The organism is Undibacterium sp. Di26W (genome assembly GCF_049340265.1).
Lineage (GTDB): Bacteria > Pseudomonadota > Gammaproteobacteria > Burkholderiales > Burkholderiaceae_D > Undibacterium.
On record NZ_JBMPOR010000026.1, the window covers coordinates 84,281 to 98,639 of the forward strand.

The 14,359-nt window shown below is 54.2% G+C and carries 12 protein-coding genes; 9 read left to right on the forward strand and 3 right to left on the reverse strand.

Features of this window, described 5'->3' with window-relative positions; genetic code table 11:
* The first annotated feature begins 9 nt into the window (after nt 1–9).
* Nucleotides 10–408 (forward strand): hypothetical protein, encoded by a 399-nt coding sequence (locus tag ACO0LM_RS24310; RefSeq protein ID WP_423040770.1) that lies wholly within the window; start codon nt 10–12, stop codon nt 406–408.
* Between the two features lie 43 nt (nt 409–451).
* On the opposite strand, the gene ACO0LM_RS24315 is transcribed toward ACO0LM_RS24310, so the two are convergent.
* Nucleotides 452–1,210 (reverse strand): helix-turn-helix transcriptional regulator, encoded by a 759-nt coding sequence (locus ACO0LM_RS24315; protein WP_423040772.1) that lies wholly within the window; start codon nt 1,208–1,210, stop codon nt 452–454.
* A 144-nt stretch (nt 1,211–1,354) separates the two neighbouring features.
* On the opposite strand from ACO0LM_RS24315, the gene ACO0LM_RS24320 reads away from it, so the two are divergent.
* From ACO0LM_RS24320 to ACO0LM_RS24350, 7 genes are all read left to right on the forward strand, one after another.
* The gene (locus ACO0LM_RS24320) at nt 1,355–2,908 is read left to right on the forward strand and encodes a S41 family peptidase (protein ID WP_423040774.1); all 1,554 of its coding nucleotides are present in this window, start codon (nt 1,355–1,357) and stop codon (nt 2,906–2,908) included.
* A gap of 253 nt (nt 2,909–3,161) precedes the next feature.
* Nucleotides 3,162–4,637 carry a xanthine dehydrogenase small subunit gene (xdhA, locus tag ACO0LM_RS24325; RefSeq protein WP_423040776.1) on the forward strand — a complete coding sequence of 492 codons (1,476 nt, stop codon included), beginning with the start codon at nt 3,162–3,164 and terminating at the stop codon, nt 4,635–4,637.
* A 14-nt stretch (nt 4,638–4,651) separates the two neighbouring features.
* Nucleotides 4,652–7,033, forward strand: coding sequence for a xanthine dehydrogenase molybdopterin binding subunit (gene xdhB / locus ACO0LM_RS24330; RefSeq protein ID WP_423040778.1), 2,382 nt, complete (start codon nt 4,652–4,654; stop codon nt 7,031–7,033).
* Nucleotides 7,034–7,234: 201 nt separating this feature from the next.
* Nucleotides 7,235–8,323, forward strand: a complete 1,089-nt coding sequence (gene xdhC / locus ACO0LM_RS24335; protein ID WP_423040780.1) for a xanthine dehydrogenase accessory protein XdhC — start codon at nt 7,235–7,237, stop codon at nt 8,321–8,323.
* Nucleotides 8,324–8,416: 93 nt separating this feature from the next.
* Nucleotides 8,417–9,748, forward strand: coding sequence for a guanine deaminase (gene guaD, locus ACO0LM_RS24340; RefSeq protein ID WP_423040782.1), 1,332 nt, complete (start codon nt 8,417–8,419; stop codon nt 9,746–9,748).
* A 75-nt stretch (nt 9,749–9,823) separates the two neighbouring features.
* The gene (locus ACO0LM_RS24345; protein ID WP_423040784.1) at nt 9,824–10,012 is read left to right on the forward strand and encodes a 4-oxalocrotonate tautomerase; all 189 of its coding nucleotides are present in this window, start codon (nt 9,824–9,826) and stop codon (nt 10,010–10,012) included.
* A gap of 97 nt (nt 10,013–10,109) precedes the next feature.
* Nucleotides 10,110–10,526, forward strand: a complete 417-nt coding sequence (locus ACO0LM_RS24350; protein ID WP_423040786.1) for a hypothetical protein — start codon at nt 10,110–10,112, stop codon at nt 10,524–10,526.
* A gap of 853 nt (nt 10,527–11,379) precedes the next feature.
* Here the strand turns inward: ACO0LM_RS24350 and ACO0LM_RS24355 are convergent.
* Complete coding sequence (locus ACO0LM_RS24355) at nt 11,380–12,603, reverse strand: M20 family metallopeptidase (RefSeq protein ID WP_423040788.1); 1,224 nt, start codon at nt 12,601–12,603, stop codon at nt 11,380–11,382.
* Nucleotides 12,604–12,641: 38 nt separating this feature from the next.
* Nucleotides 12,642–13,862: a urate hydroxylase PuuD gene (locus ACO0LM_RS24360; RefSeq protein ID WP_423040790.1), complete on the reverse strand. Its 1,221-nt coding sequence runs from the start codon at nt 13,860–13,862 to the stop codon at nt 12,642–12,644.
* A gap of 294 nt (nt 13,863–14,156) precedes the next feature.
* On the opposite strand from ACO0LM_RS24360, the gene ACO0LM_RS24365 reads away from it, so the two are divergent.
* The coding region (locus ACO0LM_RS24365; protein WP_423040792.1) for a hypothetical protein at nt 14,157–14,359 on the forward strand (203 nt) is incomplete at its 3' end.

Consider the following 14,359-nt stretch of genomic DNA (forward strand, 5'->3'; position numbering starts at 1 on the left):
GGCAACTGCATGTCAGTCATCTTTCAAAAACTCAATCTGAAGACACAAAGCGAAATCCTGGTGTTGCAGGCACCGGATTCGTTTGAGCCTGAAATTGCCGCCCTGACCGGTGTCAAGGTACTGAGGAAGCTGTCGTCCGCCAAGCAGTGTGAATTTTCGCTGGCCTTTGTCAGCAAGCAAAAAGAACTGGACGAGCTGTCGCTGAAGCTGAGCCAGCTCGCCAAGGACGATGCCCTGTTGTGGTTTGCCTATCCCAAAAAGACCTCCAAACTTTATCAATGTGAATTTAACCGCGACACCGGCTGGGATGTCTTGCGTGCCGCCGGCTTTGATTCTGTGCGCATGGTGGCCATTGATGAAGACTGGTCAGCTTTGCGCTTTCGCCACGTGGACTATATCAAGGCCTGAAGTTACCACGTATGCACGGTCAGAATATCAAGCTGTTAGATTGTCAGAATAGCAGGCGATAGGCTGATGGCGTCATCGCATACGCGGCCTTGAAAGTGCGGCACAGATTGGCATGGCTGGCAAAACCACAGCTCAATGCAATTTCCGAGAGTGGCAGTCTGCCTTCCCTGAGCAGGCGTGCTACCAGGTCCACCCTTGCTCGTCGCTGATACTCACCTATGGTCAAGCCGTAATACCGTTTGAATTCTCGCGCCAGGTGCACCGGATGGTGTCTTACTTCCTGCGCCAGTTGTTCCAGCGTGATGCTTTGCGCATAGTGGGCATGGATATAGTCGCGAACAGTGTTCAGCCATGGCGGCACATCTGGCTGCAGGCGGGTTTCATGCGCACGCGCAAACGTGGCAATCAGCTCAAGCACCAGACCTTCCCTGGCCAGGTTGGTGTAAGGGTCGTCATTCTGCAATTCATGCATGAGCCTGGTACCCAGTTGCAAAAAATGCCCGGCGCGTGAAAAAGGGGCCTGGTCCAGTCGTATGCCATGTCCGGCCAGGTAATCGAGGGACATCTGGGCAGGTGCAAAAATCAATTTGCGGGCACCCTTGTTGCCAATCTGTTGCGCGTGCGGTGTGGCATGCGGGCATACCAGCAAGTCGCCCTGTCCATGTTCAGAAACCCGGGAACGTATGGTTTCCTGATAGCTTCCACCTATGACCAGACAAAACAGGGTTTCGTCGTGTACGTGCTCTTTCAGACAGAGACCAGCCTGGTAATTGGAAAGATGGAGATTAAGCCCGGTGTGCATATCAGGTCTCGCAAAAAGAGTATAGACGCTAAGCCAAGGAAAAACGCTCATTGCAGGAAAGACAGACAGGCATTTTAGCTTTAAAGTTCCTTTACCCTATGAAGGGTTTTTGATGAGACGAGCGCCATGTGGATAAGTATTTTTATGAAGAGTGACGAGACCTGCAAGCTGGTTCTGGCTGTGGCCCTGGTGGCTGCTGGCTGTTCCCTTGCACCTGCTGCCGAAGTCATGGCAACAACAGTTGCACCGCCTTTGGTGACGGCTTTTGATGCCCATGCATGGCAGGCTGACTATGCGTTTCTAAAACAGCAATTGCAAACGCAGTATGCAAACCTGGCATGGTTTGCCAGCCCGCAGGGAAAAATTAATCTGCCTCAACTGGATGCGTATACACGCAAGGCCCTGGCACTGGCAGAAAACGATGAACAGGCGAAAGCGGTGCTGCGCAATTTTATCGATGCGTTTCATGACGGGCATTTGCGCCTGATCGCCCGTCCGAATACGGCACTGACTCCACCTGGCACGACTGAAAGTGAGCCGCCCGCCGTCGCGATTGAAAACATGGACATGGAAAACGCCTGTGCCGCCATCGGTGTCGGCTCCAGCAGTCGCGTGCCATTTTCATTGCCGTTTGAAAGCCTGCCCGGTTTTACCCTGTTGTCGGATGGGGTGACGCAGGCATTCCGGGCAGGGATCATCCGCACTGAGCAGGGGAACAAACTGGGCATAGTACGCATTCCACGTTTTCGTGAAGCAGAATATCCGGGCTTGTGCACGCAGGCCTGGGAGACGCTGACATCCGCCAAACACGGCATCAATGCAAAGCAGCTCAGAAACGCGATGGCAGATGCCTGGTTTGAAGTCCTGGCTGCACATCTGCTCCGCATCAAAGCGGCTGGCGCGCAGGCGCTGCTAATCGATGTCGGTGGGAATGGCGGCGGCAATGATTTCGGCGACTGGAGCGCAAGGCTGTTGACAGCCCGTGCCGTGCATTCAGCCCCCTTGTGGATGGCAGCAGGCCCGATTGCGCAGGCGTATCTGGAAGAAGAATTACAAAGCATGCGCAAGGCGTATGACGACCCCAACTTTGCCAATACCACACAGCGCAGCATGATGCAGGCTGCCATTGCCATGTTTGAACAGGCCCGGGCAGCTATGTCTGCCAGGTCTTGTGACCTGTCCTGGGTATGGCAAGAGCAAAGACCGTGGCATGCCGGTGGATGCTCCAATCTGGCGCAAGTCGGCTTTGCCAGCGGCCCCTATGCTTACCTGCCAGTGTCGCCGGATGCAGAAACCAGCTACGCTAGCCGCATGTACTGGGCCGCCAATGTGGACAAGTACAGGGGTAGCTGGACCGGCCCCGTGTATGTACTGACCGACCGTGGTGTCGGTTCGGCTGCCGAAGCTTTTGTTGCCATCCTGAAAGACAACGCCGTGGTAAAAACCCTGGGTACCATCACCGGTGGGTCTGGCTGCGGCAATATGCAAGCCATCAGGGCGATTGTGTTACCGCATTCAAAACTGAGTTTCCAGGCTCCAGACTGTGTACGCCTGCGCGCCGATGGCAGCGATGAAGTCATGGGTATTACGCCGGATTTACCGGTCGACGTCGTCACTGGTGAAAGCGAACGCGCTCGTGCCGCCCGTGTCATCAAAACCGTGGAAAGGGAACTATCCGGCACTGTTCTTGCACATTGAATACAGGCATGCTGTAGCTGCTCCAGAATGGGGAGGGGTGCGCGGACTTGTTGAAATGAAAACAATGCCGCTTTTGGACGAAGACCGGCAAACTGCCTATACTAATAACTGAGTAGTAACTGAGTTACAACTGCACTCCCCCGGCTCTGCGCTCATATTTTTGGGCGTGGATAGTCAACATCATGCTGTACGTATAGGATTCAGCACCACGGATGCTAACCTCATTGCATAAGAATTTCATTCTGGAGCATTCATGTCTGACCCCATCCGTTTTTATTTTCAGGGCCAAATCCAGCAGGTTGAGGATGCGGCACCAACGCGCACGCTCTTGCAGCATTTGCGCGAAGACCGACATTGCACCGGCACCAAGGAAGGTTGTGCCGAAGGGGATTGCGGTGCCTGTACTGTGGTCATCGGTGAATTGAAACAGGGCAAGCTGGAATTGCAGTCCGTCAATTCCTGCATACAATTCTTGCCCACGCTGGATGGCAAGGCTGTGTTTACCGTCGAAGACTTGCAGCAAAAAAACGGTGATCTACATCCGGTTCAGCAAGCCCTGGTCGAATGCCACGGCTCGCAATGCGGCTTTTGCACGCCCGGGTTTGCCATGTCGCTGTGGAGTCTGTACCTGAAAAAAGAAGATAAGACCACGCCCCCCTGCCGCAAGGAAATCGACGAAACCCTGTCCGGTAACCTGTGTCGTTGCACCGGCTACCGCCCCATCATTGACGCCGCCAAACGCATGGGTGAATTGCCCGCGGCTGGATTTGATCGCGCCGCTGTCAGCAACAGCCTGCAAGGTCTGCAACGTGGCGAGATGTTCACCTACAGCGCAGATGGCCAGACTTTCTATGCACCACGCACGCTGCAACAACTGGCGCAGGTGCGCGCCGACCATCCACAGGCGACTATACTGGCAGGTTCCACCGACGTTGGCCTGTGGGTCACCAAGCAAATGCGCGATCTGGGCGATATCATTTATGTGCGTGAAGTGGACGACTTACTGCACATCAGCGTAAGGGATGGCAAGCTGGAGATCGGTGCGGCCGTATCGCTGAATGACGCTTATACAGCAGCCTGCCAGCATTATCCGGACGAGCTGACCGAGATGTGGCAGCGTTTTGCCTCACAACCGATACGCAATACCGGTACCCTGGGCGGCAGCGTCGCAAATGGTTCACCTATCGGTGATTCGGCACCGTGGATGATAGCCCTGGGGTCAGAAATTGTCTTGCGCAGTGTGCATGGCCAGCGTGTGCTTTTGCTGGAAAATTTTTATCTCGACTACATGAAAAAGGATATGCAGCCAGGCGAGTTTGTCGAAGCCCTGCATATTCCCCTGCCAAAAGCCGGACAGCAATTCCGCACGTATAAACTGGCGAAACGTTATGACCAGGATATTTCTGCCGTCTGTGCTGCGTTTGCCATCACGCTGGATGGCGACATCGTGCGCAATGCGCATATTGCTTTTGGTGGCATGGCCGCGACGTCACGCCGCGCACCACTGGCAGAAGCGGCATTGAATGGCCAGGTCTGGAATGAAGCCAGTTTGAAGCAGGCCATGGCCTTGCTGGCACAGGATTACACACCGCTAACCGATATGCGCGCCAGCAATACCTATCGCATGCAGACGGCACAAAATCTCTTGCGTCGCTTCTGGCTGGAAACTCGGACCACGGCCCCTTTGACATTGCAGGCCGTGAACGTGTTTGCATCTGTCACGGCATAAGCTCAGGAGAAAACATGAACACCCAAACTGAAGCTTTTCTGACAGATAAAAACCCGGCCCAGACGGAAGCAGGCTGGGCCGAAGTTGGCAAATCACATCCGCATGAATCGGCAATTTTGCATGTACTCGGTGAAGCGCGGTATACCGATGACATTCCTGAACTGCAAGGTACGCTGCATGCCGCATTGGGGCTGTCATCGAAGGCACATGCACATATCCTGTCCATGAATTTTGATGCAGTAAAAAACGCACGCGGCGTGGTCGCGGTGTACACCGCCAAAGATATACCCGGCACCAATGATTGTGGCCCCATCATTCATGATGACCCGATTTTGTCCGCAGGGCTGGTGGAATATGTAGGGCAGCCCATTTTCATCGTGGTGGCCGATACCCATGACAATGCCCGTCGCGCTGTACGCAAGGCCGAGATCGTCTATGAAGAATTGCCGGCGATACTGACGCCGCAAGAAGCCCGACAAGCCCAGTCTTTCGTCGTGCCGCCCATGCATTTGCAACGTGGCGATGCGCAACTGGCGTTTGAAAGATCAGCGCACCGCGTCAAAGGTGAACTGTATGTGGGCGGACAAGAACAGTTTTATCTCGAAGGCCAGATTTCCTACGCCATTCCCAAAGAAGACCGCGGCATGCTGGTCTTGTGTTCTACCCAGCACCCCAGCGAAATGCAGCACGTGGTTGCCCATGCATTGGGCGTGCACAGCCACAACATTGTGGTGGAATGCCGTCGCATGGGTGGTGGTTTTGGCGGCAAGGAATCACAGTCTGCATTGTGGGCAGCGGCGGCGGCAATTTCTGCCGCCCACCTGAAGCGGCCAGTCAAACTGCGTGCCGACCGGGATGACGACATGATGGTTACCGGCAAGCGCCATTGCTTCCACTATGAATATGAAGTCGGCCATGACGACCAGGGCCGCATCATTGCCGCCAAAGTTGAGATGGTGTCGCGTGCCGGTTTTTCTGCCGATTTGTCGGCCCCGGTAGCAACCCGTGCGGTCTGCCATTTCGACAATACTTACTACCTTGGTGATGTCGATATTCTGGCCATGTGCGGCAAGACCAATACCCAGTCGAATACAGCTTTCCGTGGCTTTGGCGGCCCGCAAGGTGCGATTGCGATTGAATACATCATTGATGAAATCGCCCGTAACCTGAATCGGGATGCACTGGATATACGCAAAATCAATTTCTATGGCCGCAACGATGCCGAAGGCCGCAATATCACCCAGTATGGCCAGAAAGTCGTCGATAACATTATTCATGAACTGGTGGCCGAGCTGGAAGTCAGCAGCGATTACCAGCAACGCCGGGCTGACATCAAAACCTTCAATGCCCATAGCCCGGTATTGAAGAAAGGCCTGGCTTTTACGCCGGTGAAGTTTGGTATTGCCTTTAACGTCACCCATCTGAACCAGGCGGGTGCACTGGTGCATATCTACACCGATGGTTCGGTGCTGGTGAATCACGGCGGTTGTGAAATGGGGCAGGGCGTGAATACCAAGGTTTGCCAGGTAGTGGCGCATGAACTGGGCCTGAACCTGGACCAGGTGCGCACCACCGCCACCGATACCAGCAAGGTCGCAAATACCTCGGCCACCGCAGCCTCCACCGGCGCTGATTTGAACGGCAAGGCGGCGCAAAATGCCGCGCATACCCTGCGCCAGCGTTTGGCAGAATTTGCAGTAAAGACCTATGGTGGTGAACAGGCAGCAGTGCGCTTTGCGGCGGGCCTGGTCAGCATCAATGGCCTGGATATCCCGTTTGAAGCGCTGGTGCAAAAAGCCTACCTGGCCAGGGTGCAATTATGGTCCGATGGTTTTTATGCGACGCCCGGCCTGCATTGGGATCCAAAGACCATGAGTGGTAATCCGTTTTCTTATTTCGCCTATGGGGCTTCGGTATCTGAAGTGATTGTCGATACCCTGACCGGTGAATGGAAACTCTTGCGTGCCGATGCCCTGTACGATGCCGGTAATTCGCTCAATCCGGCGATTGATATCGGCCAGGTCGAAGGTGCCTTCATCCAGGGCATGGGCTGGCTGACAACCGAAGAATTGTGGTGGAACAAGGGTGGCAAGCTGATGACGCATGCACCTTCGACTTACAAGATACCGGCGATATCGGATTGTCCTGAAGATTTTCGCGTCAGCCTGTACCAGAATAGCAATGTGCAGGACAGCATACACAGGTCCAAGGCGGTTGGTGAACCACCTTTGCTGTTGCCATTCTCGGTTTTCTTTGCGATAAGGGATGCCATTGCCAGTGTCGGCGATTATCGTTACAATCCGCCACTGAACGCCCCTGCAACCAGCGAAGCGATTTTGTTGGCCATCAATGCAGTGGAAGACCTGGCTGCTGCCGATATTGCCAGTGGACTGTAACAGCCCTCAGTGGATTGTAACAGTTGAAACAGAAGTGAAAGACGCTTGCCCGGCGATCAGGGCAAGGCGCAAAGCGGAGCGATAGTGAACTATCGCGAGCATTTGCAACGCAGCCATGGTCGTCGCGCAAGCGGAAGGCACTTTGTTTTCAATTGTTACAGTCCACTGGTACTGCCCCCTGATCAACTAAGTGAACCTGTCATGAAGCTTTGGTTAAACGCTGTCGTCAGCCACCCGGCACCAAAGATCCTGGTGACGGTTGCGACGGTATTGGGTTCAGGCCCGCGTGAACCGGGTGCCAAGATGCTGGTCACGGCAGATGAGTTATTCGATACCATAGGTGGCGGCCACCTTGAAATGAAGGCGATAGAGATCGCCCGCAGCATGCTGGCCATGCCGGAAGCAGAACTTGCCGCCCAACGCAGGCGTGAACGCTTCCCGCTAGGCCCCAGCCTGGGTCAGTGCTGCGGCGGCGTCGTGCACCTGGTGTTTGAACGGGTGCAACCAGACGCCGCGGCCTTCCATCACTTGAACCAGCGTTGGCGTGCAGGCCAGGATAGTTGGCGCTTACTGGCACTGGATAGTGTGCGCACACCGACCTTGTGCGATGTCGATGGCCGGTATCTGAGTGGTTCGGCCTGGCCAGTCACATTGCCCATGCAGATAGACACACAAAATCCCTGTCAGGTACTGACAGATACGATAGGGCGGCGCTGGTTGCTTGAGGCTTGCCTCGCTTATCGTGCCCACCTGATGTTGTTTGGCGCTGGCCATGTCGGTGCTGCCATCGTGCACGCCTTGGCTGATTTGCCTTGCCGCATTACCTGGGTGGATGAGCGTGAAGACATGTTCCCGACCGGACTGGCGGAAAATGTCACAGTGGAAGCTACCGATAGCCCAGAGGCCCTGATTGATACTGCGGCGCCGAATACTTCCTTTCTGGTGATGACGCATAGTCATGCACTCGACCAGAATCTGTCCGAACATATTCTGCGACGCCATGATGTGTGCTGGTTTGGCCTCATCGGCTCACAAACCAAGCGTGCGCAGTTTGAACGCCGTTTGTGTGAACGTGGCATACCAGCCACGCGCTTGCATGACATGGTGTGCCCCATAGGCTTAGCCGGTATCAATGGCAAACAACCGGCCGTGATTGCGGCATCCGTTGTTGCGCAACTCTTGCAGGTATGGGAAGAGCATGAACTGCATCAGCAAAAGCAACTTGCGCGCGTGCTTGCCAGGATAGGGGCACCGGCAGGTCAGCATCAGTCTGTAAGCAATACAGAATAACAGGCCTTAGATGCGTGCCACTCGCTGGCTAAGCGTTAAACTTTTCCGGTTTGCTTGCGCCCGCAAGACAGACTTTCACGAAAGACCCCTAGTATGACTGCCATTTCATCAGGCAATTTGAACCAAACTGGCTTGCAGGCTTATCGCGCCAGTGTGCTGCATTTCAAACACGACCCGGCTTTTCATGATCAGGCCTATGCCTGGCATGAAGATGGCCTGTTAATCGTGAATGAGGGAAAAATTCAGGCAGCCGGCGACTATGCGCAATTGCATACCAGCCTGCCAGCCGGGACAGAAGTCATCGATTACCGTGGCAAACTGATACTGCCGGGTTTTATCGATACCCATATCCATTATCCACAAACCGACATGATCGCCTCGCCAGCGCCGGGTTTGCTGCCGTGGCTGGAGACCTATACCTTCCCGACCGAGCGTCAGTTTGCCGACATCCATCACAGTGCTGATGTGGCAGCTTTCTTCATTGATGAACTGCTGCGTTGCGGCACGACGACAGCCATGGTGTATTGCACCGTGCATCCCGAATCGGTAGAAGCCTTCTTCACCGAAAGTGAAGCACGCAATCTGCGCATGGTGGCCGGCAAGGTCTTGATGGACAGGAACTGCCCCGAGTTTTTGCGCGATACCGCAGAGGGCGGCATACGCGACAGCGAGACATTGATCAGGAAATGGCATAAGCGTGGCCGCCAGCTGTATGCCATTACGCCGCGCTTTGCACCGACTTCCAGCGATGCACAAATGCAGCTGGCCGGTGAACTGGCGCAAGCCTATCCCGACACGTACTTGCAGACCCATGTGGCAGAAAATACGGATGAAGTGGCCTGGGTCAAAGCGCTATACCCCAAGGCCCGCAGTTACCTGGATGTGTATGACCAATACGGCATGCTGCGTCCGCGCGCCATGTACGGGCATTGCATCTGGCTCGATGATGCAGATCGCGCGCGCATGGCAGAAACCCAGTCTGCAGCAGCCCTGTGCCCGACCTCGAATCTTTTTCTTGGCAGTGGGCTGTTCAATTTCGAGCGTGCCGATGCCCAGCAGGTCAGCCTGTCACTGGCAACAGATGTCGGCGGCGGCACTTCATTCTCGATGTTGCGCACCATGAATGAAGCCTACAAAATGGCACGCCTGGGCGGCACCTACTTGCCCGCCTTCCGCATGTTTTATCTGGCCACCCTGGGTGGCGCACGCAGCATGCAGCTGGAAGGTACGATAGGCAATTTCGTCATGGATGCCGAAGCCGATTTCATCGTACTCGACCCGCAAGCCACTCCCTTGCTGGCACGCCGTACCAGTCACACAGAAAGCCTGGATGAATTATTGTTTGCACTGGCCTTGCTGGGCGACGACCGCACTGTGGCGGCAACCTATGCGGCCGGCAAATGCGTGCATCAACGCCAGACGTGAAATTCTGCAATAACTGACTTATGATGCTGGCTACTCCATCAATTTGAACCGCCCGTATTTTCATAAGGACACACCATGCCTACCATCAATGTACAAATGTTTGAAGGCCGCACGCTGGAACAAAAACGTGCCTTTGTCAAAGCAGTGACCGAAGTTAGTTGCCAGACACTGGGCTGTTCGGCAGAGGTAGTGGATATTATTATCCAGGAGGTGAAGCGGGAGGATTGGGCGTCAGGGGGGACTTTGTGGTCTGATAAGAAGTAAGGAGCGTTTCTTTTCCTTGGCCCGAGGCGCTTGTTTTTGAGTCGCAGCAATCATAATATCGTCATTCCTGCGAAGGCAGGAATCCAGGAGTTATAGGTTGGGCCGGGCCTCGCTAGGCTACGCTTTATCAGCCCAACCCCGTGCTTATCAAACACGTATTCGTCATTTTGCCTCTCCAGCGGCGCTGTTTTTGTGCCGTACTTTGATTGAAGCGATCGCCCTTTGTGGACACAAGCCGGGTCTCGGCCCGGCGGCCGAATTCCTTTCTTTGCTTCGCCAAAGAACGGAATCAAAGAAAGGCGACCGCAGACTCGCCCTTCGGGTGCTTACGCTGCGCTTCAGCATAATTTGTGCATCACAAAAAATGGGAAGATCCGCAACTCGCTGCGCTCAAACATCGGCTCTTCTGATTCCATTTTCTGTGACGCACAAATTACATTGTCCCAAGCGGATTAAAGTCAAAGACAGCGTCAAAAGCAACATCAACAGCAACGTCAATGCAGCCGGAATTTAAATTGAACTGAATACCGTCAATCAACCTTGGTTTTGGGATTGTCGTTGTTTTTGACGTTGGGGCTGCTTTTGATGTTGCAGTTGCTTTTGATCTTTGCAGTTCCGCTGTGGCGATGCCGTTTGTGCGGTACAGAAAATGGAAAGAGAAGGGCCGGTGTCTGAGCGAAGCGAGTTTCGGACCTTCCCATTTTTTGTACCGCACAAACGGGGACCCCGAAGGGGATGTTGGCAGGGTTTCGCAAAGCATGCTTTGCGCTGCTAACATCTAAGCCGCTTGCAAGCGGCGCAGTGGAATGCGACGCCGCGGGCGCATTCTTTTGCTTACTTTTCTTTGCAAGAAAAGAAAAGTGAGTAGCCGCCGGGCTATCCCCGGCCAGTTGTAGGTTGGGCTACGTTTTATCAGCCCAACACTGTGCTTATCAAACACGTATTCGTCATTTCGTCTCTCCCGCGTACGGGCTGGCGCTCCAGCGGCGTTCGTTGCATATAGTTGTCGTTAATTGAAACGATTGCCCTTCGTGGAACCAGGCCGGGTCTCGGCCCGGCTTGTACCTACGAAGGGCAATCGTTTTAATCAAAGTACGGCATACAACGACAGACACTAGAGCGCTAGCCCGGTAGATTCCTGCCTTCGCAGGAAGGACGATATTATGATTGTCAGTTCATCGACTGGCACTTCTCCGTTTTTCCTCTGTGTCTCCGTGTCTCTGTGGTGAGAGGTCTTGGGTTCGACGTTAATTAGCGAATACGTTATTCAAAGGCCCTATGTTGGACTGATAAAGCGTAGCCTAGCGAGGCCCGGCCCAACCTACAGCTACACATGACTACCGTTGATCAATAGTCCTATCCCTACCTTACCCCAACAAATCCACCAAACTGCGCGCCACCACCTTGGTCGCCTTCCTCAAATCCTCCAGGTTCAATCTTTCATCAGCCCGCTTGGCATGCGATTCCAGCACCGTGCGTGGCCCCGCGCCATAGATCACACCAGGAATACCCACTTCCGAAAACAGCCGCACATCGGTATACAAAGGCGTGCCCAATGCCAGTATCGCTTCGCCAAATACGGTTTCACCATGCTTTTGTAAGGCATCCACCAAAGGTGTATTACCTGGCAGGGGGCGCATGGAATTGGCCAGCAGCAGGCGTTTGATATCGACGCTGATGCCGGGCAGGCTGGCGGCAGTGTCATTGATGATTTTGCGTAGCGTGGCTTCGACTTCTGCCGGATTTTCTTCCGGGATCATGCGGCGGTCCAGCTTGAAAGTGACACGCCCAGGGATGACATTGGTATTGGTGCCGCCTTCTATTGTGCCGACATTCAGGTAAGGGTGGGTAATGCCTTCCACTTTTGATGTCACTTGCTTGTACAGCGTGTTTTGCGCATACAGGGCATTCAGGATCTTGACGGTAGCCTGCAGGGCATCCACGCCAGAATCGGGGATGGCCGCATGTGCCATCTTGCCATGCACTGTCACTTCCATCTGCAGGCAACCGTTATGGGCGGTGATGACCTGGTAAGAGAAACCAGCGGCAATCATCAGGTCTGGCTTGATCAGATTGTGCTTCAACATCCAGCCGGGGCCGACTTCGCCACCAAATTCTTCATCATAAGTAAATAACAATTCCAGCGTGCCAGTTTTAGGCTTGGCGATGGCTTCCAGTGCACGCAGGGCAAAGGTGTAGGTAGAAAAGTCAGATTTGCTGACCGCCGTGGCACGGCCATAGATATTACCGTTTTCTATTTCACCACCATACGGGGCCTTGGTCCAGCCTTCACCGGGGGGCACGACATCACCATGGGCATTCAGTAAGATAGTCTTGCCGGGGCCATACACACGGCGTACCAGCAGGTTGGTGATGCTTTGCAGGCCGGCGGCTTGGACTTCATTGTCGGGGACGGCGTGTTTTTCTACAGTGATACCCATGTGCTGCAACAGATCAGCAGTGCGGTCTGCATGCGGGGCATTGTTGCCGGGTGGGGTATCGGTAGGGACGCGTACCAGTTCTTGAAGGAAGCTGACCTGTTCATCAAAGTGGCTGTCGATCCAGGCGTCGAGTTGTTGGTAGTGGTTCATGGGTGAGTTCTTTCTTTTGTGCTGACGTATTGCCGGGCCTACTTGGCTCCAGCCTGAAACCAGGCGCCGATGACGGCGCGTTCGTCTTCCGTCATTTGCGTCAAATTCGCGATAGGCATGGCTTTCAACTGCACTGCCTGCATATTCACTTTGACGGCGTTCTGGTGTATCAGTTCAGCGGTATCCAGCCTGATACCAGCCGGTGCGGCAGCAAAGCCGGGCTGGGTAGGTACTGCCGCGTGGCAGGCGACGCACCGCTGATGGATGATGGTTTGCACTTTGGCAAACTGGACTGCGGCGGCATCCGGGCCAGCGGCTACAGCAGCAGCTACTGGCGGTTTGGGCGCGATGGCGATGGCGACTGCCAGCAACAAAAGCATGCCAACGGCAGGGTAAGCCCAATTGGTAATGCCCTTGTGACGCAGGTTGAAGAAATGGCGGATGGATACGCCAGCAGCCATGATGACGGCCAGTACCAGCCAGTTATAGGCATGGTTATACGTCATCGCATAGTGGTTGCTGATCATGATGAACAGCACCGGCAGGGTGAAATAATTATTGTGGACGCTGCGTTGCTTGCCTTTTTGGCCGTGTATCGGGTCTGGCGATTTGCCTTGCTGCATGGCTTCGACCAGCTTGCGCTGGCCGGGGATGATCAGCATCAACACATTGCCGACCATCATCGTACCCATCATGGCACCGACGTGGATATAGGCAGCACGGCCACTGAGCAATTTAGACAGGACATAAGCCACGGCAACAATAAATACAAACATGATGATGCCAAGCAGGCCATCGCGCTTGCCCAAAGGCGAGCGACACAGCAAGTCATACACGGTCCAGCCCACCAGCAGGGTACCCAAGCCTATACCTATGGCTTGCCAGTTCGTCAGGTCGGCGACGGACTTGTCTATCATCATCGCCGACGCATTAAAGTAATACACGATAAACAGCATCGCGAAGCCTGATAGCCAGGTGGAATAGGCTTCCCATTTGAACCAGTGCAGTTCTTCCGGTAATTCCTTGGGGGAGACCAGGTATTTTTGCGGGTTGTAAAAGCCGCCTCCGTGCACCGCCCACAGTTCGCCGGATACGCCCTTGTTGGCCAGATCAGAACCGGGTTTGGGTGGGCGTATCGTGTTATCCAACCAGACGAAGTAGAAGGAGGCGCCTATCCAGGCGATGCCGGTGATCAGGTGCAGCCAGCGGACGATCAGGTTCAGCCACTCAGTGCCATACGCAAGTAAAAAAGCTTCCATGTGTTCTCTCATGTTTGAAGCTCGTCTGCCTCCGCGGGCTCTTCAGACGAGAGGGGCAAAAAATCCCAAAGTGGTCGCGAACCATGACAGCTCCGCTGCGACCAGGACAATGACTTTCAGAAATGTCATTTTTGTTTACGAATTTAACACCGAAAAACCACAGTTGCTCTTTAGTTGTTCTTTATTTGCAGCAGATCGCCACTATTGCCGCCTGCCGACTTGTGGTCGGCAAGGGCGATAGGAAAAAAACCTGAGGATGTTTATCAACGATAAACTTTTTCCCGGCAAACAGTATTGAAAACACAGTATAGTAAAAATACGGATTTCGATATAGACAAGACTTTATTGCACAATCAATTCGGTCAACATGCCCTAAGAACCTTACATGGACGCCGCCATTTGCCAAGTAAAAAACGCATCATGATTTACAGGAATAGATTGCACGCTTACATCCGGCCTGTTATTGCGACAAATGCCGCTGGCCCCTATGGAATTCG

Excerpts from the sequence above, each read along its gene's own strand:
- ACO0LM_RS24310 (WP_423040770.1), top strand. The coding sequence starts at position 10 with ATGTCAGTCATCTTTCAAAAACTCAATCTGAAGACACAAAGCGAAATC.
- ACO0LM_RS24315 (WP_423040772.1), bottom strand. The coding sequence starts at position 1,210 with ATGCACACCGGGCTTAATCTCCATCTTTCCAATTACCAGGCTGGTCTC.
- ACO0LM_RS24320 (WP_423040774.1), top strand. The coding sequence starts at position 1,355 with ATGAAGAGTGACGAGACCTGCAAGCTGGTTCTGGCTGTGGCCCTGGTG.
- xdhA (WP_423040776.1), top strand. The coding sequence starts at position 3,162 with ATGTCTGACCCCATCCGTTTTTATTTTCAGGGCCAAATCCAGCAGGTT.
- xdhB (WP_423040778.1), top strand. The coding sequence starts at position 4,652 with ATGAACACCCAAACTGAAGCTTTTCTGACAGATAAAAACCCGGCCCAG.
- xdhC (WP_423040780.1), top strand. The coding sequence starts at position 7,235 with ATGAAGCTTTGGTTAAACGCTGTCGTCAGCCACCCGGCACCAAAGATC.
- guaD (WP_423040782.1), top strand. The coding sequence starts at position 8,417 with ATGACTGCCATTTCATCAGGCAATTTGAACCAAACTGGCTTGCAGGCT.
- ACO0LM_RS24345 (WP_423040784.1), top strand. The coding sequence starts at position 9,824 with ATGCCTACCATCAATGTACAAATGTTTGAAGGCCGCACGCTGGAACAA.
- ACO0LM_RS24355 (WP_423040788.1), bottom strand. The coding sequence starts at position 12,603 with ATGAACCACTACCAACAACTCGACGCCTGGATCGACAGCCACTTTGAT.
- ACO0LM_RS24360 (WP_423040790.1), bottom strand. The coding sequence starts at position 13,862 with ATGGAAGCTTTTTTACTTGCGTATGGCACTGAGTGGCTGAACCTGATC.